The organism is Spirosoma liriopis, from assembly GCF_023196085.1.
Lineage (GTDB): Bacteria > Bacteroidota > Bacteroidia > Cytophagales > Spirosomataceae > Spirosoma > Spirosoma oryzicola.
The window spans coordinates 113,347-137,619 of the sequence record NZ_JALPRF010000003.1 but is presented as its reverse complement, the minus strand read 5'-3'; the positions used below and the strand labels follow the sequence as shown (position 1 = coordinate 137,619).

Here is a 24,273-nt window from a genome sequence, read left to right as displayed (position 1 = left end):
ATCGTTATTATAGCTGCAACTCACTCTCCTTCCCGCTTGAACACCTCGTCCAGACTCCGCCGATTGCCAAAAGCGGCTTTGCGGAATTGTCCCGGCGTTTGCCCCGTCACCTGCCGAAACTGATTCGACAGATGTTGCACGCTGCTGTAGCCCAAACGCCAGGCGATTTCGCTTAGGGTCAGCTCATCGTACCGCAGCCATTCTTTGACCTTTTCGATTTTTAGCGCAATGATGTATTTCTCGACCGTATGCCCTTCGCTGGCCGAAAACAAGCCGCTCAAGTAAGAGTATTCGTAGCCGAGTTTACGCTCCAGGAACGTCGAATAATTTTCGGTTGGCAGCCGCTCCCCTTTCAGGTGTTGAATTTCATTGATCAGCAGCACCTTCATGTGCTCCACCAGCGATTGTTTTTTATCCTGAACAAGGTCAAAACCATTCGCCTGCAACGTTTGCTGAACGGTATCAAGCGTGATCGTCTCCGGCAACTTCGCAATGTCTACCTCGCCTAGTTCCAGCCGGTCTACGGTCAGTCCGAGCCGTTCGAGTTCTTCCCGTACGACGCGTTTACAGCGGTCGCACACCATATTTCGGATTGTTAGTGTCATTGTCGTCTTGAGCTAGGGGTACGCTTATTTTTAACGCGGCTAAAACAGCGTAATCAGCACCTAGATTTGGGGTTTGAAACGAAAACCAGCGTATACCATCTGACCCGTTATGGGTCCCCAGACCTGCGAGCCCGCGTCGAAACCAAGGCCGAATGGATCGTTCGGGGCAACAATCGGATTCTGTTGGCGGAAGCCCGTCAGGTTTTCGCCCCCCAAGTAAATCTCCCAGCCACTTCGGAAAGCCCGGCTTACCTGCGCATTAAGATTGTAAAAGCCCGGCGCATTGGTAACCGGCATGTTTTCGTAGCCCGTATGCACGTATCCTTCCCCCAGGTACGGGATACGCCGGGGACCGTTCCATTGCAGGGTTGCATCGACCTTCCACTTATCGAACGGCAGGGCGTAACCCGCGTTAAGCAGAACACGATCACGAATCACCATCATCTTGGAAAGTAGCCGCTCCTCACCAAAGGGCGCACCCATGCTTTGTTTCACGTCGAATAGCCGGTAAGCCGCCTTAATGTCGAAACGCCGGGTTGGCTGCACGTTCAGTTCGACCTGAAAACTATTGGCGAACGATTGGCCGCGCAGATTGTAGAAATACAACTCGCGCGGATGTTCGAGATCGACAATCAGTTGATTCTGAAAGTTCGTCCGGAAGTAGTCTACCGTCAGGGATGCCTTTTTGGAAAACAGCTGAAAATCATTGGTAAGCCCAAGCCCGTAATTCCAGGACACTTCGGGCCGCAATGACTCGGTCAGCACAACGGTTCGCGAACTGACCAGGTAGCCAAAATTCTCCGCGAACGGATTCGGTACCCGAAAGCCGCGACCCGCCGACGCCCGAACCGTGAGATTGTCGCTTAGATTGTATTTGAGATGAAGCCGGGGGGTAAACTGCGTACCGTACAAATTATGGAAATCGACCCGGCCACCCGCCACAACCGTCAGCTTTTCGGGGTAGATGTACGTGTACTCCGCAAACGCACCCGGCACCGACTCCGTACGGGCGGTACGAATGATTTTATAATTTTCGCGGTAATCGTCCAGCAGATAACTCAGTCCTGCTTTGACGCTGTGGTTTGTATTATCAATAATCGTCTGGTAGATCAGATTGGCGTACAACGTTTGCTGCCGACCGTCGTAAGGCGAAAACCCGAAACGAGCCGTCTGTTCGTGGTGAACACCGTTCAGAATCAGCCCTAAGCCTTTGTACGGTTTTTCGGGGTACAGCTTAGCCGTTTTCGAGAAAAACTCCAGCCGTTTCGTCGTATTGAGGAAACTGTAGCGGGGAGCCATTCCGCTCTGTTCACTACGCGACAACTGACCACCGTCCCGGTCTTCATAGAGCGCCTTGACACCAAACTGCGCCATAAATCGTTCGCTGCTGTACTTGTACCGATTGATGGCGTTGACCTGCGTGTAAAGCGGTAAATCCCGGAATCCGTCGTTGTTCTGGTCAATTTCCGTACGCTGCGTACTGGCATGTCCGAGCACGCCCATACTCCATTTTTTACTCAATGCTTTTGACCAGTTGGCGTTGCCTTCGACTCGCCCGAAGCTGTTTACGTAGCCGTTCAGAAAAAGGGTTTGCTTGTCATCGGGCTTCTGCAACTCGACGTTCATCTGACCGCTCATCGACTCGTAGCCGTTCACGACCGAGCCCGCTCCTTTCCCCACGTCGATGCTCGTAATCCATGTACCCGGAATGTAATTCAGCCCGAAGGTCGTTGCCAGTCCCCGCACCGTCGGTATATTCTCGACGTTTGTTTGTACATACTGACCGCCCAATCCTAAAAACTGAATTTGCTTGGAACCGGTAACGGCATCACTATACGATACACTGACCGACGCGTTGGTCTCAAAACTTTCCGACAGATTGCAACAGGCAGCTTTGGCGAGTGTTCGTTGCGTAATCAGCTCCGTCTGAATGGGATTGATCCGGTCGATCTGACCCGGCGAGCCCGAAACCGTCACTTCCTGTAACGTCCTTTCGGAACGGAGTGTAATCAGCAGTTCAGCGGAGGAATTCGTAACCGCGAGTGTATCCGATTGATAACCAACATAACTAGCGATTAGCTGCGTAGCCGTTTGGTGAACGGGCAGCGAAAAACGACCAAGCGAATCGGTAACCGTTCCGGATGATGTACCTAACCAACGTACAGTCGCGCCAGTCAGCGGTACTTGTTTTGCGTTAACAACTTCCCTGACAACACCCCGAATTGTGGTTTCCTGGCTGGAAATGGGTGATGATACGGGTGGCGTTGATAGCGTAGAATCGGACTGCGCCAGCACTGGCGACATAGCCAATACGGCAATCCCTATAAACAGAAATTTCATGAGTTCGTTGATTGATGGACAAACACAAGACAGCCGTGTCAGCACGACACCGCCTACGTGGTTTCATCAACGAATCAAATCAGGAGACTACGAACAAGCGTCAGAATTTCGCGCCCGGATGGCGAAGGAGGGTCCGTAGAAATCGTAGCCGCTACGGATGCGTTGCGGTCAAAAACCCAATCAACAAGCCAAGCCAGCACAACGGTGACCCCCGCTAAGACCGACTCAGTGACCGTCTTGACGAACTTGGCAACCAACTGACTCAGCGACGAGCTAACATCTACGTTTTCGTAGCGCTGATCGTCCTGGCAGCATTCGGTTTTCTTGATGATAGTCTGATCCGACAGAATGGACTGCTTACGATCGGCACAACCCGTCTGCGCTTTAGCATCGCTAAAAGCGACCACCATTGTCTTTTTCTTTCCGCGCATCTGGCACGTATGCTCCACCAGACCAAATCCCGTACTGCTGAGCAGTATGACACAGGCCATTAGTAGGTTGAGCAGCTGGAACAGAGTGCGTTTCATAGTGGCTCAAAAGTAAAACGGGTTCCTTATAAAAGCAAACCCGCCCGCGAGAACTTCATAATTGTGCAATGCTATTTTGTAATTATATAACAAAGCATTTCGTAAGCGGTCGTTTACGGACAAAAGTCAAACCCGGTCAAGGTATCTTTTTGACTACGGCAACGGGTTTGCAACAAAAAAGCGGGCCAACAATAACTGTCGGCCCGCTTTTCGTCACCATGGAGAGAACGCTACTCCGCACCTTCCATGACTTCATTTAATGGGCGCAGATTGCGTTTTTCTTCTTCGCTATACGGGAAGATATCCAGAATCTTCGTTGTGTTTACGTCGGTCACCTCAAACGGATCGAGCGCCGTTTTCAGGCTAAGTTCGACGCGTTCGTAAGCCTGCTTCGGATTTTCGGCGTTGACGAGCATTAAACTTGGCGATTTTTTCTGTTTCCCCGTTTTTTCGTCTTCGGTTATAAACATCGCCTTCACTTTATACCAGGTTTCGCCACCGTCTTCATGATGCAATACATCCGCGAGTTTCATGCGGGAGATGTCGGTAATCTCGAAGTCAGGCGTATTGGCGGCAATCTCCTGATAAAGCCGGGCTTCAGCATCGGTATAGCTAATGGCATCGACCAGATAAGCCTCCGTAACGGTTTTTTGCTTGATAAACTCTTCGTTCCGCGTTCCCACATTGGTATCATCAATGGGTTGCTGATAACGGATTTTTCCGAGGAACCAGTTAGGCATTTTTTAGTGATTTAATACATAGACAAAACAGAAAACAGGGGGCAAAAGTGCCTAAAAATTGGGCAAATCCCATACGGTAGCGCTCTTCATCGAATAAGATTTTCATTGCTTGAACCTTGTTCCTAGACCGTAAATTTTTCTGGTTGGGCACGCTTAAAGGATGAGCGCAGCGCCGTTTTAATACATTGCTCAAATTTTTTTAGCGTAGTGAAACGTTTTTTTTAAATTACGTGTATATACATTAAATGCAGATACAAGCATTAGCTAAACGATAACCAAAACTCAAAGTATCATGGAAGCACAAGCAACCACCGCCACCACCTGGGTCATTGACCCTTCGCACTCTGAAGTTCAGTTTAAAGTAAAACACCTGATGGTATCAACCGTTACCGGTTTATTCAGCCAGTACGAGGGCAAACTGGAAATGGTCGGCGATGACTTTGACGATTCTAAAATTACGTTCTCAGCCGATATTGCCAGCATCAGCACAGGCAACGAACAGCGCGATGGCCACTTGAAATCAGCGGAGTTCTTTGATGCTGAGCAATTCCCACAACTGACCTTTACCTCCACGAAGTTTACGAAAACAGGTGACGACACCTACGACCTGACGGGCGACCTGACGCTACACGGCGTTACCAAATCCGTAACGCTGAAAGCGGAATACGGTGGACAGATGCAGGACTTCTACGGCCAGACTAAGGCTGGTTTCGAAGTAACGGGCGTTATCAAACGCAAAGAATTTGGCCTTACCTGGGACGGTGTAACTGAAGCCGGTGGCGTTGTCGTAAGCGACGACGTACGGCTGGTTATGAACATTCAGGTTACGAAACAAGCATAGTCCCACTCCACTATATATCGAGTAAGGCCCATCAATGGCTACGTTCTATCCGAGCGTGGCCATTGATGGGCTTTTTTTCGTCCAAGACGCCTAACGTTAAACTTTTACCGTCAGCACTATCTCATGTACACGGCTTGTAGTAACCGTTAATTTCGGGTGTTCTTCTTATCTTTGAAGGAAACAACCGCACTGGTGATTACGCTCAATCGTCTATGAGAAAAGGGCTACTTTTCGTGTATTTTTTGGTTAACGTACTGACTTTACAGGCCCAGCATCCGTTCGGCAATGAATGGATCAGGCCGGATCAGAAGTACCTGAAATTTTCGGTAAATAAAGCGGGCGTATACCGGATCTCGTATCAGGACATCCAGGCAGCAGACCCTTCCTTTCTACCAACGAATCCGGCCAACTGGCAGCTGTTCTTTCGAGGCCAGGAGGTAGCCCTTCGCGTGGTCGGCCAGCAGGATAGTCGCTTTGATCGTCAGGATTACCTGGAATTTTACGGCGAAGGAAACGATGGTAGCCAGGACTCCTTATTATACCGTCCCCAAAAACGGCTGCACCCCTACCAAAGTCTCTTCTCGGATGAAACCGCTTATTTCCTTACCAGTAGTCCGTCAGTAACGGGCAAACGCATTCCTGAGCTGAATCTTTCGGCGAAAGGACTCACCGCCGAAGCGTTTCACGTCGAGGAAACCGTTCAGGCATTCACCAGCGAATACACGTTCAATCCGCTGAAAGGGCTAGAACCCTTGTTACAGCACAGCTACTACGAACCCGGCGAAGGCTGGTCAGGCCGCTTGCTTACCATCGATTCCGTCGGAACGGTTCAGTTGCCGTTAACGAACCGAGTAGCTGCCAACTGGCCGATCACGCTGGAAGCTATGGTGAATGGCCGTGATTATTCGAACCATACCGTACGGGTAACGCAGGATGAGGACGCTAGCAACCCACTGGCTACGCTCAACTTTTCGGGCTTTACGAGTCAGCTTTTCCAGCAGCAGATTTCCCCCTCCAGCCTTAAGAGCGACCAGCTACGGCTGACATTCAAAGGCGAACGCGTCGGCTTCTTCAATACGTTTTCCATCACCTACGCGAAGATCTCCTACCCGCAGGCGCTGGACATGACAGGCCAGCGGTCTAAGCGCTTTCGCATTCCGGCGAAATCATCGGCAACGGCCTTGCTGTCCATAAAAGGCGCTCCGTCGGCGATTGTGGCGTACGACATTACTGATAAGTTCAATTGCCGGTACGTCAATCCACTAGCAGCAGGTGATCAAATGACCATCGTGGTTGATGGAGCCACACGCAGCCGAACAATTCTGGTTACGGATCAAATCGAAAAACCGCTGGCGATTAAAGCGGTGCACTTTAAAAGCACCTTCTCAACGACTGCCGATTACCTGATTCTTACCCACTCGACGCTACAGCAATCGGCGGTAGCTTATGCAAATTACCGCGCTTCCGACCAGGGCGGCAGTCACAAGCCCTTGGTTGTATTTGCCGATTCGTTGTACGACCAGTTTAATTACGGGGAAAAAAGTCCGTTGGCGCTCCGGCGTTTCGCGGATTTTATGCTGGCACAAGCGCCGATCAAAAACCTGCTGCTGATTGGCAAGGCGTGCAGCTATCCTTACTTCGTCAAAACGGCCCCCGACGATTTGGTACCGACTATTGGCTATCCAGGTTCGGATATTTTGCTGACCGCCGGGCTGAACGGCTATTCGCTCAACACACCCGCCATTCCTACGGGGCGTCTCAACGTTACGGCGAACGAGCAGGTTTTTGCGTATCTGGAGAAAGTTAAACAATTAGAAAACACAACTCCTAACGGTCTGTGGCGCAAGAACATCATTCACATCAGCGGAGGGAAAAGCAAAGAAGAAGCCCAACGTCTGCGCGGTGCACTGAGTACGTTGGGTGATGTGTTTACCAATGGACTTTTGGGTGGGCAGGTGAACGCCTTTAGCAAAAACAACACCTACGAAGAAGTCGAACCGCTCAATATTACGCCACTCGTCAACGATGGAGTCGGCCTGATTACGTTTTTCGGACACGCGGGTCCGTCCATTACAGACATGAACTTTGGGTTTGCCTCTCCGCTGGAAAATGGTTACCGCAACAAGGTCTACCCGCTTATGATTTTCAACGGTTGCGGAGTCGGTGAGATTTTCTCCCGCTTCACTACCTTATCCACCGACTGGCTGCTGGCTCCCGAAAAAGGCTCGGCACTCGTGCTCGCCCATTCCTACCTGAGCTTCGAGCAACCTACCAGCAAGTACCTGTCCCGCTTGTATGCCAGCCTGTACACCGATCCAACTACACTGGGTATGCCGTTCGGAAAAGTGCAGCAACGGCTTAACATGGCCGCCGAAAAAGAAGGCATCGACCTGTATGATACATCGGTCATGCTCGAAATGGTCCTTCAGGGCGACCCTGCACTAAGTCTGTATCCGTTACCCAATCCCGATTACACGGTTGGTCAGAAAGGAATCTATCTTCAGTCCTCGGTGGGGGGTAGTTCGATCAAAAATAGCGATTCGGTCCGCGTTGTTATTCCACTGGCTAACCTGGGACGATTCGCTTCCGGCCAGCCCGTGACACTGTCGCTCAAAAAAACAACGAACACCGGAACATCAGCCACCACGCTTCGCTTCGATGCCTTTCGGTACCGTGATACATTGACGTATACGATTCCCAAAGAAGCAACTCTTAGCCAAATTGATGTTGTGATCGATCCTGCCAATCAGATCACGGAACTGGACAAAGCCAACAACAGCGCCAGTCTACGCATCGATTGGGCACGAGCGGAAGTGAGCAGCAGTTACCCCGCCGACGCGCTTCCTGACGTGGTCAGCCCGACGATGACCGTTTTTATCAACGGCGCGATCAAAGAAAACGGAGCGGTAGTCGATACAAATCCGACACTCGACATTTACTTGACCGACGAAAACGCCTTAACACCGGGCGACACCAACGCGGTAGAACTTTACCTGAAAGAATGCGCGACCTGCGCTCAGCAAAGACTATACGCTCAGGCTACCAACACCGCTATATCGGCCAATCAGGTCCGGGTATCAACCCGCGTAACGCTCAAAGCCAATACGACCTATACGCTTATTGTTATCGGGAAAGATGCCGCTGGTAACCGAACCCAACCGCCCTACATCGTTAACCTGACGACCCTTGGTGCTGACGAACCCATTACGATACAAACGTATCCGAATCCGGCCTCGACCTACGCGAAATTCGAACTTACGCTGAATGCACAGGACCTACCTATAGCATCACAATTGATGGTGTACAATACATCTGGAGAGCGGGTGTTCGAGGGTACTGTTCCCCTATTGACGGGCAAGAATACGGTTCTGTGGCAAGGAGCAGTGCCCGGTTTGTATCCCTATCAGTTGCAGCTAACCTGGAAGGATGGCCGAACCCAGCTGTTCACGGGCAAAGTGCTCTGGCAGCCTTAAGGCAGGTGGTTGCTCGACACCAGTACCCACTTCTGACGGGTCCCGGATTCAACAATACCTTTCCCGATGCAATCGGGCGACGCCTGGCAGTACGCCAGCGACACGTTTTCGCGGTAAACCAAACCGACATTCGGCGCATACACCTGGCGATTTTTCTGCTGGCTGATCAAGGTTGAATCGTTGGTACCAACCACCGAAATGGTGTTGTCGAAACGACGCGTGTCAAGCGTAAACGAACGTCCGCTGTCTTCGTAATGAAGCAGTGTATCGGGTCTGGCGTTGTAAATATTTGTGTTCCATGACGTCGTGGCGGCAATCGGGAATAGCAGCTTGACGACCGGCACGTTGTTTTCCATCCGAACGACTTCCGACTGGTTTTTGTACACGGTGCGAATCGCCGTCAGTTGCCAATCCGGTTGCGACGACGTTTTAACGGATTCTTCCATCAGAAAAAAAACCTGCCCGTTCTGGGTGTACGAACTGCTAATTTTTTCCTGCACCTGGTACACACGCTCAGCAACGGGATTGGTAGATGAGTACGCATTCTGTGTCACCTGATAAATCCAGTAATCGCCCACTTGCAGCGGGAAATAAGCGGTATCGGCAGGCACAGGAACGGTCGACGATTGCTGACAGCTTTCACCGATACCGAGAAAAATCAGTAAAATGAACGCGTACAATCGGCCTTTTATGAGCATAGTCGGAATTGGTTAGTAACGGGCGGTGGCTTAAACTAGCAAACTGGTGTATATTGCCCCGGTTAGGTTAACTGGCTGTTTAAGCCGAGCGAAGATACGAAAGAAGTAGTTTGTCAACCTTCTCAGTTAGTACCAAGAATGGGCGGAATCGCTGGAATAATTCGATTTGATGGTCAAGCTATTGATGTAGCCGATGCAACGAAACTGGCAAACCGGTTAGCGCATCGGGGCAAAGTGACTAGCAGAACCATCGATCAGGGAATTTTACTGAATTTTGGCGGAGATATTGAGGTCAGTCAAGCGTCGTCCTCCCCTGTTTACACGACTGCCGATGCCGATATTTTTGCTGGACCGTCAACTCAGTCCTTTGTCCAAACTTATCGCGACAACGGTCCGGCTTTCCTCGATCAGGTAAACGGTGATTTTGCCGCTGTCGTATGGGATACCACCCAGCAGATGCTTATCTGCGGACGTGATCCACTGGGTGTGAAGCCGCTGTATTACGTGCATCAGGCAGGTCGTTTTTTCGCGTTTGCCTCCGAGATAAAAGCACTGTTGGCGTTGGCGGAAGTCGTCGTTACCCCGAACGAACACAAATTCAGCGAATACCTGACGTGGATCGCCGATTATGTACCGTACAGCGCAGAGACATTCTACGAAGGTATTTACAGCGTTCTTCCCGGCCATTCCGTTCAGATTACGGCCGACCAGCTACAGATACGACCTTACTGGACCATAAATCTTTCGCGGTTCAGCGGCCTCAACGGAACAGACGCGTATGCATCGGTTTTCAATGATTATTTTACGACCGCTATTGACCGGCGCATTAAGGGAAAAATTGGCGTTGGTGCTCATTTGAGTGGTGGGCTGGATTCTTCGTCCGTTAGTTGCGTCGCGCAGTCGCTGCTAACAAAACAGAGCCAACCCGCGCTGCATACGTTTACCATCGACACCCAACAGCCCTCCGCCGACGAGAGCGAATACGTGCGGGCGGTACTGGCTCAGCACCCGATGCAACAGCATACGGTTCGTCCCGTGGCCGATGTGCTCGAATCCGTCCTGACCATCAACCGGCTTTTCGACCGACCGGAGCACTTCATTATTCCGTCCAGTTTTCACCTGAGCGTCTCGCTGGAAGCACAGCAGTTGGGTTGCGACATCATCCTGACGGGCCACGACGGCGACAGCGTTGTCACCCACAGTTTCGACTTTTTAGATGAGTTATTCGACGCTCAGGATTGGGAAGCGCTGCTACTCGCCTGTCGGCAATTTATCTCACCTAGCGAGCGAAATCTATCTTACGTAAGCCCCAACTGGTCCAGCCTTCCTGACCGGGCGAAGCTGGAGAAGTACATCGTGTACTTTTTGGGTACAAAGCTGAAAAAGCAGCTCCAGACCCGGCCCATCGGTGATGTTTGGCAGACGCTACGAACGCAAAAGAAGGCGTTCAATCTTTCCACAACGGCACTCGTAGCACACGTCTACAAACGGGTGATGGATAAACTGGCTCATCGACGGCTCATCAGCAACGCGCTTAGCGTCGATTTTAAGAAACGTATTTCGCCAGGGCTAGGCCAAACAACCAAAGAGCTGACGACTTCGTTGGAGACGTCACTTAACAAACCCGTCCGGCAGATTCTGAATACGACGAACGTCATCTGCAATGAACAGCTTAACCACATCGGCGCTCATTACGGTCATCAGTATTCGTTTCCTTTCTTCGACAGAAACGTCCTGGAGATCGGGCTGGCAACTCCGTTGGCTGTCGGCTTCGACAACGGGCGCGGACGCGGCTTAATCCGCCACGGGTTGAAAGACGTTCTGCCAGCGGCCATTACCTCACGGCTAACGAAAGCTAATTTCGTCGAGTACGGTAATCTGTCAGCTCAGCAATTGTACAAGGCAACTTTCGATCATTTTTCGACGCCAGGTCATCCGATATGGGGCATAATCGACCGCACGGTGTTCACAAAAATCGTTGACGTTGTTTTCAATCCACGCATTCCGGTTGTCAAAAAAACCCGCTACAACTGGTTGCTCAGCCGCATCATTTACCTCTCGCTCTGGCTCTCTTCGCTACGAAACGACGCGAACGAATCAGGTTCCATTCGCTAACTACCGTCAAATTAGGCTAATCCTTTTCGGCGCTGGCCGGTTAAATAAATAAGTCACTGTTTAGGATATCTCAATGTAGACAGTGAATGGCAACTAGGCCGAGTATAGTTTAACCGCAAATTTCATGGCAACAACAGATCTAACCCAGAGTCAGGACCCACGTGAGCAGTACCCAAAACCGCCTTTTGAGCAGCAGCAGGCAATCGATTATCCCGGTCGGGACGACGAAATGAACCCAATGGCTGATTACGGCGAACAATCTTATAAAGGCAGTGGCAAATTAACGGGTCGCAAAGCAATCATTACCGGTGCCGACAGCGGTATTGGCCGGGCCGTCGCGCTGGCTTATGCCCGCGAAGGAGCCGATGTTTTGATTTCGTATCTGGAGGAAGATAAAGACGCTCAGGAAACAGCGCGGCTGGTAGAGGAGTCAGGCCAGAAAGCCATTATCGTCAAGGGCGATATTCAAGAGGAAGCGCACTGCCAGGAACTGATCCAGAAAGCGATTGATGAATGGGGGCAACTGGATATTCTGGTTAACAATGCCGCTTTTCAAATGGCCCGCGAATCGATTGACGAGGTAGCGTCGGATGAAATCGAAAGAACGTTTCGAACCAACGTTTTCGCCATGTTTTACCTGTGCAAGGCGGCCATGCAATATATGAAACCCGGTGGTTCGATCATCAACACCACGTCGATTCAAGCGTATCAGCCGAGTTCACAACTGCTGGCCTACGCAGCCACCAAAGCGGCTATTGCCAACTTCACCAAAGCGTTTGCGGAAGCGGCTATCGAACAGGGAATCCGGGTGAATGCGGTAGCCCCCGGCCCCGTCTGGACACCGCTGATTCCATCGACCATGCCGGAAGAGAAATTCAAGAAATTCGGCGAAGAAAGCTATTTCAAGCGTCCGGCGCAACCCATCGAATTAGCTCCAGTTTATGTATTACTAGCCTCACAGGAAGGAAGTTACATCACCGGAATGATTTACGGAGTTACGGGCGGTAAACCTATGGTATAAGTATTGCGCTCATAACGATAACAAGACATTTGCCCTTGTTAAGCGAAAACGTGTATTGAGACCGACTAAGCCTTGTATAAGGCATGATACCGTAGCCAGATTGACCAATATCCGCATTGGTGGATCTGGCTACGGTACTGTCATAATTACCCGGACGTAGCCTGATTCGTTCTAAAGACACCGAAGAGCATCTGTTAGCTCAACTCGCCTATCGATTGGGAGACGAATGATGGTGGCCGCCTTGCGCGGTATTGTCTATTTTCAGCTGACGAATCTCACCCTGTTGCCAGGCATTAGCTCCGGGTTGAATAGCGGGCGTTGGGATGTCGGCCCGATTTTTCCTTTTTTCTTCGCTTGATACCTTAAACCGTTCGTCGCGCTCTTTCAGCATCGTTGGGTCAAGCATACCGTCTTTGGTAAACCCCATCATGATTAGCGGATGCCCCATCGGCAGGGCTAGATCCTGGTCGGTATGCCAGGTATGAAATGTCTTGCCATAGGTCGATACCAACTCCTCCATCAGTTCATGCTCCGCCACGTCGGGCAGACCCGGTGCAATCAGTTCGCCCGATTTCACTTCGTAGACATGACTGTGCCAAAGCTTTCTTTCTTCGGCTGGTAACGTCTTGAACAGCTTTTCGGAGACGATATACTCGACTCCCATGATTTTCGCCTTGTCGGTGTTCCCGTCGTAAATAATGCACTGGGTCAGGTCCTCGTTGATTTTAGTACAGTAGTGATGCGCTTCCATCTGGGCCTTTGTGTCTCCGTTGTAGAAGTGAAAACCATCCAGGTACATATTGAGCTTAGAGAGCGGTGTTTTGTCCTGAAGAAGATCAGCGCCCGCTTCAAGAACGTTGGTTTTCCCCGCTTTTTCCGCACCGGGCGATTGAACATTCGACGATGTGTTATCGCCACCACAACTTAACAACAGAAGAAAGCTAAACAGCGCAGGGGCAACGCGCAGAACGGATTTTTGCATAACGGAGCAGGCTTTTCAGTAGGTAACCCGTTATGTGAACAATACGCATCCCCCTGATCGGTTAGTGAGCTTACGGGCTCCGCTAACCGTTGCTTTATAGGCCTTATCCCATCTATCAACAAGTCTGCACTTGATAAATACTACGCCTTTTTTAGTTTACAAAAAATTACCATTGAAAACATTTAAGCGCGTTTAATAAACAAATTCATTAGATGGATACCCCTAACAAGACTAAAGAAGTTCTTACAAAAAAGACGCTCATCCACATGAAAGCTCAACGTAACAAACACAATTTAAAGCAATACCGAACGCCAGTTATACCAAATTCATCCACCAGCACGCCACCAGCCGTTAGCACCAACGATCAACGACTTGTCTGGAAAAAGCTTCAGACGGTCCTTCGTCATTTGGGGATTCCAGTCTGATAACGGCCAAAAAGCGTTGGCAAAAACCTTCAAGGATAGCGCCTAGCGTACCTTAACGATCTCTCCGAAATAATTCATATAAACCGTATAGTCCGACGTTTTCTTGCTAACCGGCTCCATCAGCCGCATGGTTAGCGTAATGTATTTCTGCCCGTTGAAGGTTGGTTTGTAGAGCGTATTTTGCAGGACAGCTTCTTCAATGGGTGTATCGTTTTTGGTAAAGTACACCAGGTCGTCTTTAGTCAGCGTTCGCTTGAACACTCGGCTCCCTGACTTTTTGGTCGCCAGCACCGTAACCATATTATTAAAGTAACAGCCCTTGGTCGTTTGCGTTGCACTGGTATCCTGCTCTAGCGTAATCGTAACTTTTAGCGGTTTCGCCGACTCCTGATACTCGTTGGCTTTACCCAATCGTTCGGCTCCTATAATCGACTGGCAGTTCTGGCGCTTCGGTGCTGCACCAACCGAATCGGCGGTGGATGCTATAACTTCGGTGGGTTTGTCCTTTTTTTGTTCGGAACCGCCACAGGCCGCGAGCAAACCGGTGACGAGCAAGAGTAAACGTGAATGTTTCATACCGCAAATGTCGTACTTATCCAGCAGTTAACGCATATTTTTATGCCCAACGCTGCGTGATGGATGCCACCTTATCAATCAACTCGTACATGCGTGTCTCGGTAATTAGACGCATAAAGATTGGGATTTTTAGGCCGCCGGGCTTAACTTAACCTACGCATCAACTAATGATGAACGAGCCTGCCAACAATGAAAGGAAGTAAATTAGATTTTTGCCTTAGCAAGGGCTATTTTCGAATGCAGCAGGATCTGTTTACCTGTCGCTACGTATTTTTCGATGATACATTTTATTCGGTGCACTGGCTGCGTCTTGTGCTGCCCAATGTGCAGTTCGGAACAAAACAACGTCGATTGCTTCGCATAAACGAAAGCTATTCGGTATCGGTAAAACCTTTCTCACTTACTCAGGAACTGGAAGGGTTGTATAGCCTTTATCGACAGTCCATCGATTTTGATGCTCCCGAATCGGTTGAGTCCTGCCTACTGGCTGGTGCTACCTATAATTTGTTTGATACGAACGTTGTTGAAGTACGCGATAAAGGCATGTTGATTGCCGCCGGGATCTTCGATGCTGGTCTGGAAAGCATTGCGGGAATTATGAATTTCTACCATCCAGCCTACCGCAAACAGAGCTTGGGAAAATTCCTGATGCTCCAGAAAATCAATCACGCCCGGCTTAACCACAAGATCTACTACTACCCAGGCTACCTGGTCAACAATTACCCTAAGTTCGATTATAAGTTGTTCGCCTGCGAATCAGCTACCGAAGTGTTCGATGACGGTAGCGGCCAGTGGCTTCCTTTTTCCTGGGAGACCATCGCGATGCAGGCAGGTTTTTACCCGTGACCTACGCTGAGCGGGTAGCCGGAAAAAACCGGGACAAGGAACGCATCGCCCGAACAAATACGGTCACGAACCCAAGCTCTTTCGGAACGTAAATCAGCTGCTTACCGACTTTAAACGTACTTGCCCGAAATACGCGGCTCGTGCCAAAGGTCGTGAAAATGCGCAGCCGCTTACCGAATTGCGTTTGCGCTTTCGAAAAATAGGCCATCTGGCTCAGCACAAGCTTACTGAAAGCTAGCGGCTCGTCGGCTTCCCAGTTTTTTTCGTAACGAGCTGCCAGTTGTCGTACACTTTCCGCGTCTACCAATGTCTGCACAGATGCGGGTACCGGTAATTTCCAGATTTGCTGACACCAGTACAGACCGACCAGAAAAATTTGCTCCATGCCATAACGGCGCATCTCCGCCAATAGCCACGACCAGTTAATATCCTTGTCTTTGAGCAAAAAATAAAGATCATTGATGTAATACAACTGCTGCCAGATATTTGTCACGCCGTGGTGGGTCACCAGCAAAATAACCTGTACTTCTGTCTGGTAATCAGTCTGCGCCAGCAGGTCGTCTAGTGCAAAGGAGGCATAATCTTTATTGAAACACAGCAGTTTCCAGTGAAGGTCAACGTCGAAATAGTTGTTATTGAAAAAAGGTTTAAACAAGCTCACCTCCGACAATTCGGTCAACAAACGTTGCTCACCATCCTGGTAGTAAAGCGTGTGTTTTTGGTTCAGCTCATACTGGTTGGCGCGTAACAGTTCAATGGTCCTGAAGGCGTCCTCCACGCGAACCAGCACGTCAAGGTCTCCGCTAATCCGCAGACTTCCCACTGGGTAGCAATGCTCGGCCAGGTAAATACCTTTGAAGGCAATATGCGCAATACCGTTGTCGGTCAGGAGTTTGTCAAGTAGTCGGTACTGGTGCAACTTGATCATGTTATCAGCTGCTGCAACCTGGTAGCTAGTCCGGAGAGCTGCTACTAATGAATCGGGAACGTTCGGCAGGCTTTGCAGCGATTGGTACAAAAAAGGCGTAAGCCGATGCCGGTCGGCCAGTCTGTACAACCGATCCCAATCAAGTTTGTATTCGCTTAAAAAACGAGTCAACTGTTCTTTTTTTTCTACCGGCACATCCGTCGTGCAAACCAGCTGCAACAACCGGATTTCGGGAGAATGATCGGCGTTCATTTACAGGGTAGTTTTAAGATACGCAACGAACTCGTGCAGTTTGGCAAAGTTGGCTGGCCGGTTCAGCTTAAAAAGCGGTATCGACGACGCTATCACAGCACTTTTTTCAAAATACGCTTTCAGGGACTGGCCGGTCAGCAGTAAGTCAGGCAAGGGAAAATGATTGAGCAGTTCGATTGGGAGCTGGCTTTTTGACACTTGTTTAGGCGTAGGCTCTGCTCCATCGGGCGGCTCCAGCACAAAAATTCGTTCCAGCGGAACGGCTTCTTCCGCAAACGCGACGGACTCGTGCCAGGAAAACTTAGTCAGCCCCTCCCGCACGGGTGTTAGGCTTGTTTTGTCAAGCTGTAGACCCTCCACGGCGCTCTCCCAAATTTTAATCTGCGAAAAAGCGGGAATCAACAAAGGCTTCTGGGCTTCATCAAACCGAATACAGACCATATCATCGCTGAGCACGGGTACTCCCTGTTGCGCAAAAGCCGCCACGGTTGTTGATTTACCCGCTCCGGGCAATCCCAGAAAAACCAAGCCTTTGTTGTTGAGTTGAATCGCGCTTCCGTGTAATAAAAAGTATCCTTTCTGAAAAAGGATAAGCCCAAGCGCTTCGCTCAGGGTAAAAAGCGCCAGTAGTTCTTCGTCGGTCTGGTCGGTGTCCAGCGTCAGGTGATGGCCGTCAACCGCCAGAAACCGCATCAACGGCGACCAATCGAGCCATAGATTATCCGAATCATTGCGGGCAAATTGGGCATTCAATCCGCTCCGGTAAACTTTCGTGGTATGCAACGGCGGGCTCGCTGGTAATTGCTCCCGCTTTATCGTTAAATCGACTGTTGTTGGCTGTATTTCCGTCAGTTGAGGCAGCGCGATTTCAGAACCAATGGCTAGCCCATAGGCGGTGTAATAGTAGTTACTTAGCTCCATTCTAAAATCGGCTGAAAGGGTTGTCCTTCCTGTTCGCCAAGGATAATTCTACGTTGATAAACAAGCCAGGCATGCGCCGAAAAATCCTGCGTACTGTTTTTTTGAACGCCTATGCATAAACGAACACTAGCATCTTGCTTTAGTAACCATTTAGCACTTAGCGCCTGAACCAGACAGGTAAACCCGAGTGGCAATCGGCTACTCACCACACGAACCGCCCAAACAACGTCGCTTACATATTGCTCGTCAAACGTCGGTGAAGAAACGGATTCGGGTTGTTCTTTCCTGAGAAAGAATTTGAAGGGTAAAACAAGTAGTAGCCCTTTGTAAACGGCCAGCGTCAGAAAAGCTTCGATCAACAACCGCTTTCTACGGCTGCTTAAAGCCGCTAGCCTGACAAGACTAGGCTGTCGTTTCGATGAGTTTCTCATTCAGAAGCGATTCTAAAAAATGGTTTAGTTCCTCCTGGCAAACGGCTTCTTCTACCTCAAATTCGTCGAGCAGTCTTTCTTTGATTTCCTTTACAGACAGGGTTTTCTCCTGCTGCAAAAGTGACCAGATAAAGCTTCCCAGCTCGTTCAGTTCATAATAATTACCTAGTTCGTAATTTAACACAACGGTTTCATTACCGAGAACCGATGAAGACTGACTCGAAGCGACCTGAATCCGGGTATCGGGTGTAATATCCATATAAAAGAGTACGATACAGGCTGGAAATTAACAAAAATAGCTTGGTCCGTCAAGTTGTCGACAAACCAAGCTAGTATAATTAGGCTACTCTTTTCGATTAAACGAACGTACCGCCAAAGCCATCGGTGTTAGAACCGACTTTTAAGGTTAACTTTTTCACGTTACCCAGCACTTTCAGCTTGGGTGTTTTATAGGCTTTTTTAGCCGAAGGGATTATTGACTGGTTGATGCGCTTATTCATTATGATTAAGATCTTAAAGTCTTGAATGAGTTTCAGATGAACGGATTAACCGCTTTCACGCCTTTTGAGTGAACAAGTCAATTCATTGTGATTGACCGTATCTCACTCGCCAGGAAACTATTCTACCACTATCCGGTGCTGACGGGTTTGGCCGCGCTCTTCAACGGTCATGATGTAAATACCGGCGGACAGGTTACCTTGTGCTCTCAGCATCAGATTACCGGCCTGAACACCTGTCTTCTGAATAGGCAACTGGCGACCATCAGCGCTCAGGAACTTAACCACGGCTGTTTCGGGCTCGTCCAGGCTCAGCGCAAATCGTTGATCTCTAAGCACTGGGTTCGGATATACCCCATAGGCACCTTCACGCAAAACAACCGATACAGCCGGGAAGCTGGTCGCTTTACCGCTCAGATCGAACTGCGTCAGACGGTAGTAGCTCGTTCCGGAGAAAGGTGTCTGGTCAGTCAGTTTGTAATGCTTCTGCGCATTGCTGTTGGCAGCCACCTCACTGATTTCATCCACTTTTTCAAAAGACTTCAGGTCTTTACTACGCTCAACCAGGAAGCCTTTGTTGTTTGTTTCCAAAGACGTAGTCCAAGCCAGATCAACCGTACGGTTTTCGTTGGCTTTAGCCGTAAACGAAACTAATCCCACCGGCAAAGCGCCTGCTGTTACGGTTATGTTTCCATTGGCATTGTCGTTGGTTGGAAGGTTGGTACCCACCGCTGGCGACGAGACCGCGTTGATACTGATGGGAGCGGGAGTACCCGTAGTCACTGATAGTCCTACTACGTTCAGTGTAAACAAGTAATTAGCGTTACCTGGCACATCACCTAAGCTGCTGGTCACCGTAACGATCGTCCCGACAGTAGGACTATACGTGCCAATGTTTACCGTTAGGTTGGACGGGGTAGTCGTCGTTGAAAAACTCGATCCCGTAACACCGATGTTTGGTGGCAGGTTGATCGTGTACCTTGCATTATTAGCCTGAGGAATAGCGGTGGAGCTACCGTTACCAAAGTTTGCCTGAACAGTTCCTACTCCACCCACTGAGATAGAACCGGGAACAGAAGCGATCCCACCTACAGACGGATCCTGAGCGTAGCTGGCAGACCACGCGCCTGCACTTAATAGAAAAATTAGTAAAACCTTCCTGATCATGGTTGTAACTTTTTTGATTAAAAACGTTTATTATTGGCTATTTCACCAACACCTTAATTAATTAAGGTACCAGGTATCACAATTATAATACCTGATACCTAACATTGGTTTACAAAGCGTTAATATTTCTCGAGTAAATATTATTTTCCGGCTTACTATCGTAAGTTTTCGACGCATCGTCGGCCACATTGACCGTAATATTAGACGTTGTTCCCGAATTGGTTACAGTACGCGTGATGGTGAACCCAATGTTCGAGTTTCCTCTAGCAGGGATAAACTGTCCAGCGTTGATCTTCAGCGTCAGCTGTAATCCATTGTTCGACGTAACGGTCCACTTTGTATTATCAACCGGAACGTTACCTCCACCTGAGACCGCCGTATTGGTCAATGAATTGTCAAAAGCAAGCGAGTATCCAAACGGAGCCGTAATCGTAAAGACTATGTTACCACTAGCCGTTTGTCCTCCCGCAACTTCCTCTATTCGCACCGTGAAATTTTTCACAGACTCCGCGCCGGAGACAGTGAAGTTATTTGACGGTAATTCGATGGTCGGCGTCAAATCCGGCAGCGGTTGTCCTACCAATACGTGCAGGGTTGCCGTGCCGCAGTTGGATGCGTTATCGCAGGCCGTGTAGGTGAACGTCGCCGGACCACTTACTCCCGCTGCGGGGGTGAACGTGAAACTACCCGAAGCGGTGGTCACCAGCGTGCCCGACGAGGTAACGGTCGTGCCTGGGTTCGATACCGTCAGGCCCGTGCCCAAGTCGTTGTCCAGCAGGTTACCAGTTGAAGAGGTCGCATTTGGTGTAGAGACATAGTCGTCGTTGATCGAAACCACCGCTGGGCTGCCCGCTGCGTTGACCCGAATCGTTACCGTCGCCGTTGCACACAGACCACCCGGCGTCTCACACACCTGGTAAGTCACCACATCGGTACCCACAAAGCCTGCCGTCGGGGTGTAGACCAGGTTGCCGCTGCCATTGATGCTGGCCGTGCCGTTGGCTGGCCCTGCCGCGATGGTGGGTGTGCCTAGCGTGCCACCCGTGTTGCCCGGTAAGTCGTTAGCCGTCACATCGAGGGTCACCGGTGTAGGGTTAGTGGCCGCCCCCGTGATGGTAGCAAAGTCAGGGTTAGCCACCGGATTGTTGGTGGTTACTGTTGGGTTGAGCACCGTCACCGTCAGCGTCTGGGTCTGGCAGCCCGTGGTCGTACCGGCGGGACAGACGGGGATGCTGTAGACGTACACGCCCGCCGTAGCGCTGGTGAAGTTGAAGCTGCCATCGTTGTTGAGCGTCAGGGTAGGCGTCGAGCCCCCTGGCTGGCTAATCAGCGTCGCAGCGGGACCGTAGGTGGTACCGGCGGGCACGTTGTCGTTGGTGCGCACATTGCCCGAGACGGGTACGTTGATGTTGGTCACCGTGAAGTCAGGGTTGGTCAACAGTACCGGAGCCGGTGTTACCGGTTGACCAACCAGCACATGCAACGTAGCCGTGCCGCAGTTGGACGCGTTGTCGCAGGCCGTGTAGGTGAACGTAGCCGGACCCGTCGTGCCCGGTGCCGCCGTGAAGCTGAAGGTGCCCGTCGAGGTGGTCACCAGCGTACCCGACGAGGTAACGGTCGTACCTGGGTTCGATACCGTCAGGCCCGTGCCCAAGTCGTTGTCCAGCAGGTTGCCCGTGGCTGGCGTGCCATTTGGTGTAGAAACGTAGTCGTCGTTGATCGAAACCACCGCTGGACTGCCCGCTGCGTTGACCCGAATCGTTACCGTCGCCGTTGCACACAGACCACCCGGCGTCTCACATACTTGGTAAGTCACCACATCGGTACCTACAAAGCCTGCCGCTGGGGTGTAGACCAGGTTGCCTCCGCCATTGATGCTGGCCGACCCGTTGGCTGGCCCTGCCGCGATGGTGGGTGTGCCCAAGCTGCCGCCCGTGTTGCCCGGTAAGTCGTTAGCCGTCACATCGAGGGTCACCGGTGTAGGGTTAGTGGCCGCCCCCGTGATGGTAGCAAAGTCAGGGTTAGCCACCGGATTGTTGGTGGTTACTGTTGGGTTGAGCACTGTCACCGTCAGCGTCTGGGTCTGGCAGCCCGTGGTCGTACCGGCGGGACAGACGGGGATGCTGTAGACGTACACGCCCGCCGTAGCGCTGGTGAAGTTGAAGCTGCCATCGTTGTTGAGCGTCAGGGTAGGCGTCGAGCCCCCTGGCTGGCTAATCAGCGTCGCAGCGGGACCGTAGGTGGTACCGGCGGGCACGTTGTCGTTGGTGCGCACATTGCCCGAGACGGGTACGTTGATGTTAGTCACCGTGAAATCGGGGTTGGTATTCAGCGCACAAACCAGACTGCCACCGGTTGAAGTACGAGTGTCGATAAAGGCACCAAATACGTCAAGCCCCCCTCCCAACACACCAAGACCAACCAGCGGAGCAACACTTAGCTGAATTTCGTCGAATGCCTTTGTTGTTGCAAAGCCTACGTTGACAAAACCAGAAGTAGAGCCAAACAAGGCTACCGACAAATCAAGTAGAGCACCACGGCCACTTCTGACCTCTTGTTGTACGCCATCCAGATATGTAGTGACAGTTAGCTGGTCAAACAGGTCTGCCGCAACTAAACCATTGACTCGTCTTATGGTAAATCCGGCAAAAGTACCTACAGGGAATGTATTGACCGGATCAAGGACCGCAATTGAGGTTACCGCAGCAACAGAGGCTGTGTTTGTGATCCGGGCAAAATCCGTCGTGCTGGCCGAAATAACATTCTGCGCATTCAGCACATTAGCGCTACTGAGTGTTACACCAACCGCTCCGCTTACACCCGTTCTAGCCCCGTCAATAACGGCCGGAAATGCTGGGCTGCTTAGATTATAGGCCGTGTTACAAACGATGGAAGTAGTACACGTATTTTCAAGTACGGCGCTGTAAATCCGTACGCTTCCGAGGTTGGCACTGGCCACTTGGGCAAACGTGACTTTAACCTCGTCGTAAGCAACATTGGCTACGATACCAACGATTTGTCGGCTTCTACCGTCCTGCAGGCCAGTTGTCGCCCCAACAATCAACGCATTTCCGGTACCCGTCTGGACCAGCGCTCCATTATTGTACAACGAGATAGTTGCCGTACTCAGCGCGTTAGCGTTCAGCAGCGAATTCGTTTCAATATCAAACCCGGCAAAACTGTTCACTGCATAGGTATCGATGGCGTTCGCCACAGCGAAGCTTGCACTCGTTGCCACACCCGCCGTCAACTCGATTGAAGCAAAGTTCGATGGGTCGCTGTCAATGGCGTTTTGTGAGTTATTGATACTACAAGCGGCACAAAGCGTTGCGTCAATGCCTGTATTCCGTCCATCGACATAAACAGGCTGAGCAGGATTCGCAACTGGTGTAAGTACATTACAAGCCAACTGGGTTCCTGCACAGAACCGCTGAAAAACAGCACCGTAAATATTGGTTACCCCTATAGTAACTCCGCTGAACGTTAACTTGATTTCATCAAAGGGCTGGGTAGCGACAAAGCCGACCGTTTGCCGCCCTGTACCGTTAAGGATCGAGCTTCCAACAGCAAGCAGGCTGGATCCCGATACGCTTTGCCCTGTAGCTACCCCGTTCAGATACGTCGATATTGTCAGGTCTGACAGAGCACCGACACTCAGTAAGCCAGATCTGGAAATATCAAGTCCAGCAAATGTTCCGGCTGGATAATCTGTAACCTGATCCTTGATAGCAAACGAAGCCGTACCCACATTCGCTATTATATTAACTGAGGCAAAATCAGTGTTGTCGTTACTAACGGCATTGTTCGCGTTGCTGATCGACCCCACATTAACCCCACTAACCCCAGTATTAGCCGGACTAACAGCAACGGCAAATGCCGGATTATTCACGGGGGTCGGCGTATTACAGGCCAAAGTCTGACTAGCGCAATATCGTTGCACGACGGCGTAATAAACACTCACAGTACCAGCGCCTAAGGCACTGAACGTGACGCGAATTCGATCAAAGGGTTTCGTTGTTATAAAACCGAGCTGTGCTTGGCCACTCGCAATACCGGTTGCTAGTAGCGAACCAGTAGTACTAGTCTCCTGCAACGTATTACCTTCATATGTGGTAATGGTTGTTGTTCCAAAAGCCGAAAGGATCGTGTTGTCACTGACCACAAACCCGGCAAATGTTCCCGCAGGATACAGGTTTGCCCCGGTCGCATTATTGTCTTTTACTTCAAGGTAGGCTGATCCCGCCACTAAGAAACTATACGCAGCAGTATTCGTCAGATCATTATCAATAACTCTGCCCTTATTTGCAAACTGATCTCCCCCAAAAACAGGAATCTGACTGGAAGTAACTGACAGATTGCCGAAGGTTGGACTTGTAAGCGGTGCAAACGTATTGCATGTTGCTGCACTTTGCTGGGCTCTCGCCTGAAAAGCAAAAGCCATCAACATCATAAGGCCCCATGTAAAGCAGTCTCGACAACGACTCATACATAGGTAAGTAGATGGTTTTTTCATAAAAGTTGAATTAAAAATAAACGGATTAAGTAAACACAAAGAGACCCTATTCACGCCGAAGGCGCGTTAAGCAACTAGAAATATATGATAAGCTTATTAACTCAATGAGGAGCGGCAGTGCTCAGAAGGATTCGATACATGATTGGGTGTAGATTTTTGTGACATTTTTTCTTATCGTTTACTCGTTTAGTTGATTACATAGTCCACTAAACTCTTATATGAGTATTTTTAGTTACCATAAACCCACTAAAGACGCCTAAATGTATTGTTATGAACTTTTATTGTCAATGAAAAATCTTTTATTCGGTATATTAAAAATCATATAGTCACTACCACATGAAAGCAACAGCTTGATTACCAACAAATTAATTTATA

Annotated in this window: 20 protein-coding genes; 6 read left to right on the top strand and 14 right to left on the bottom strand. The window is 50.2% G+C overall.

Features of this window, described 5'->3' with window-relative positions; all coding sequences use genetic code 11:
• Positions 1-20: 20 nt before the first annotated feature.
• The 4 genes from M0L20_RS17385 to M0L20_RS17370 all read right to left on the bottom strand — a co-directional run bounded on the left by M0L20_RS17385 (position 21) and on the right by M0L20_RS17370 (position 4,212).
• A complete protein-coding gene (locus M0L20_RS17385) occupies positions 21-605 on the bottom strand; it encodes an AraC family transcriptional regulator (RefSeq protein WP_248478240.1) in 585 nt (194 codons plus the stop codon).
• A 60-nt stretch (positions 606-665) separates the two neighbouring features.
• Complete coding sequence (locus tag M0L20_RS17380; RefSeq protein ID WP_248478239.1) at positions 666-2,945, bottom strand: TonB-dependent receptor; 2,280 nt, start codon at positions 2,943-2,945, stop codon at positions 666-668.
• A 74-nt stretch (positions 2,946-3,019) separates the two neighbouring features.
• Positions 3,020-3,472, bottom strand: coding sequence for an HYC_CC_PP family protein (locus tag M0L20_RS17375; RefSeq protein WP_232562209.1), 453 nt, complete (start codon positions 3,470-3,472; stop codon positions 3,020-3,022).
• 230 nt (positions 3,473-3,702) lie between these two features.
• A complete protein-coding gene (locus tag M0L20_RS17370; protein ID WP_232562208.1) occupies positions 3,703-4,212 on the bottom strand; it encodes a DUF4494 domain-containing protein in 510 nt (169 codons plus the stop codon).
• 292 nt (positions 4,213-4,504) lie between these two features.
• Between M0L20_RS17370 and M0L20_RS17365 the strand changes: the two genes are divergently transcribed.
• Complete coding sequence (locus M0L20_RS17365; RefSeq protein WP_248478238.1) at positions 4,505-5,053, top strand: YceI family protein; 549 nt, start codon at positions 4,505-4,507, stop codon at positions 5,051-5,053.
• A gap of 212 nt (positions 5,054-5,265) precedes the next feature.
• On the top strand, positions 5,266-8,526 hold the full coding sequence (gene porU2, locus M0L20_RS17360) for a putative type IX secretion system sortase PorU2 (protein WP_248478237.1): 3,261 nt from the start codon (positions 5,266-5,268) through the stop codon (positions 8,524-8,526).
• Here the strand turns inward: porU2 and M0L20_RS17355 are convergent.
• Positions 8,523-9,224 carry a hypothetical protein gene (locus tag M0L20_RS17355; RefSeq protein ID WP_248478236.1) on the bottom strand — a complete coding sequence of 234 codons (702 nt, stop codon included), beginning with the start codon at positions 9,222-9,224 and terminating at the stop codon, positions 8,523-8,525. The genes porU2 and M0L20_RS17355 overlap by 4 nt on opposite strands.
• A 138-nt stretch (positions 9,225-9,362) precedes the next feature.
• On the opposite strand from M0L20_RS17355, the gene M0L20_RS17350 reads away from it, so the two are divergent.
• Positions 9,363-11,339, top strand: coding sequence for an asparagine synthetase B family protein (locus tag M0L20_RS17350; protein WP_248478235.1), 1,977 nt, complete (start codon positions 9,363-9,365; stop codon positions 11,337-11,339).
• A 124-nt stretch (positions 11,340-11,463) separates the two neighbouring features.
• Complete coding sequence (locus M0L20_RS17345) at positions 11,464-12,360, top strand: SDR family oxidoreductase (protein ID WP_248478234.1); 897 nt, start codon at positions 11,464-11,466, stop codon at positions 12,358-12,360.
• 208 nt (positions 12,361-12,568) lie between these two features.
• On the opposite strand, the gene M0L20_RS17340 is transcribed toward M0L20_RS17345, so the two are convergent.
• Positions 12,569-13,342 carry an OBAP family protein gene (locus M0L20_RS17340; protein ID WP_248478233.1) on the bottom strand — a complete coding sequence of 258 codons (774 nt, stop codon included), beginning with the start codon at positions 13,340-13,342 and terminating at the stop codon, positions 12,569-12,571.
• A 266-nt stretch (positions 13,343-13,608) separates the two neighbouring features.
• Here M0L20_RS17340 and M0L20_RS17335 point away from each other — a divergent pair, with 266 nt between their 5' ends.
• Entirely contained in the window at positions 13,609-13,767 is a 159-nt protein-coding gene (locus M0L20_RS17335; protein WP_232562201.1) for a hypothetical protein, read from the top strand.
• A 42-nt stretch (positions 13,768-13,809) separates the two neighbouring features.
• On the opposite strand, the gene M0L20_RS17330 is transcribed toward M0L20_RS17335, so the two are convergent.
• The gene (locus M0L20_RS17330) at positions 13,810-14,343 is read right to left on the bottom strand and encodes a hypothetical protein (RefSeq protein ID WP_248478232.1); all 534 of its coding nucleotides are present in this window, start codon (positions 14,341-14,343) and stop codon (positions 13,810-13,812) included.
• Positions 14,344-14,532: 189 nt separating this feature from the next.
• On the opposite strand from M0L20_RS17330, the gene M0L20_RS17325 reads away from it, so the two are divergent.
• Entirely contained in the window at positions 14,533-15,189 is a 657-nt protein-coding gene (locus M0L20_RS17325) for an arginine-tRNA-protein transferase (protein ID WP_248478231.1), read from the top strand.
• Position 15,190: 1 nt separating this feature from the next.
• Here M0L20_RS17325 and M0L20_RS17320 read toward each other — a convergent pair whose 3' ends face one another.
• From M0L20_RS17320 to M0L20_RS17290, 7 genes are all read right to left on the bottom strand, one after another.
• Positions 15,191-16,369, bottom strand: coding sequence for a nucleotidyltransferase domain-containing protein (locus M0L20_RS17320; RefSeq protein WP_248478230.1), 1,179 nt, complete (start codon positions 16,367-16,369; stop codon positions 15,191-15,193).
• On the bottom strand, positions 16,370-17,290 hold the full coding sequence (locus tag M0L20_RS17315; RefSeq protein ID WP_248478229.1) for a phosphoenolpyruvate carboxykinase (ATP): 921 nt from the start codon (positions 17,288-17,290) through the stop codon (positions 16,370-16,372). It lies immediately after the preceding gene.
• Positions 17,281-17,721 carry a lasso peptide biosynthesis B2 protein gene (locus M0L20_RS17310; protein ID WP_248478227.1) on the bottom strand — a complete coding sequence of 147 codons (441 nt, stop codon included), beginning with the start codon at positions 17,719-17,721 and terminating at the stop codon, positions 17,281-17,283. The genes M0L20_RS17315 and M0L20_RS17310 overlap by 10 nt, the downstream gene beginning before the upstream one ends.
• Positions 17,693-17,980: a PqqD family peptide modification chaperone gene (locus tag M0L20_RS17305; RefSeq protein ID WP_232562195.1), complete on the bottom strand. Its 288-nt coding sequence runs from the start codon at positions 17,978-17,980 to the stop codon at positions 17,693-17,695. Before M0L20_RS17305 ends, M0L20_RS17310 begins: the two co-directional genes overlap by 29 nt.
• 97 nt (positions 17,981-18,077) lie before the next feature.
• Positions 18,078-18,221 carry a hypothetical protein gene (locus M0L20_RS17300; protein ID WP_248478226.1) on the bottom strand — a complete coding sequence of 48 codons (144 nt, stop codon included), beginning with the start codon at positions 18,219-18,221 and terminating at the stop codon, positions 18,078-18,080.
• Between the two features lie 117 nt (positions 18,222-18,338).
• Positions 18,339-19,385, bottom strand: coding sequence for a T9SS type A sorting domain-containing protein (locus tag M0L20_RS17295; protein WP_232562193.1), 1,047 nt, complete (start codon positions 19,383-19,385; stop codon positions 18,339-18,341).
• Between the two features lie 109 nt (positions 19,386-19,494).
• On the bottom strand, positions 19,495-23,871 hold the full coding sequence (locus M0L20_RS17290) for a beta strand repeat-containing protein (RefSeq protein ID WP_248478225.1): 4,377 nt from the start codon (positions 23,869-23,871) through the stop codon (positions 19,495-19,497).
• Between the last annotated feature and the right edge of the window lie 402 nt (positions 23,872-24,273).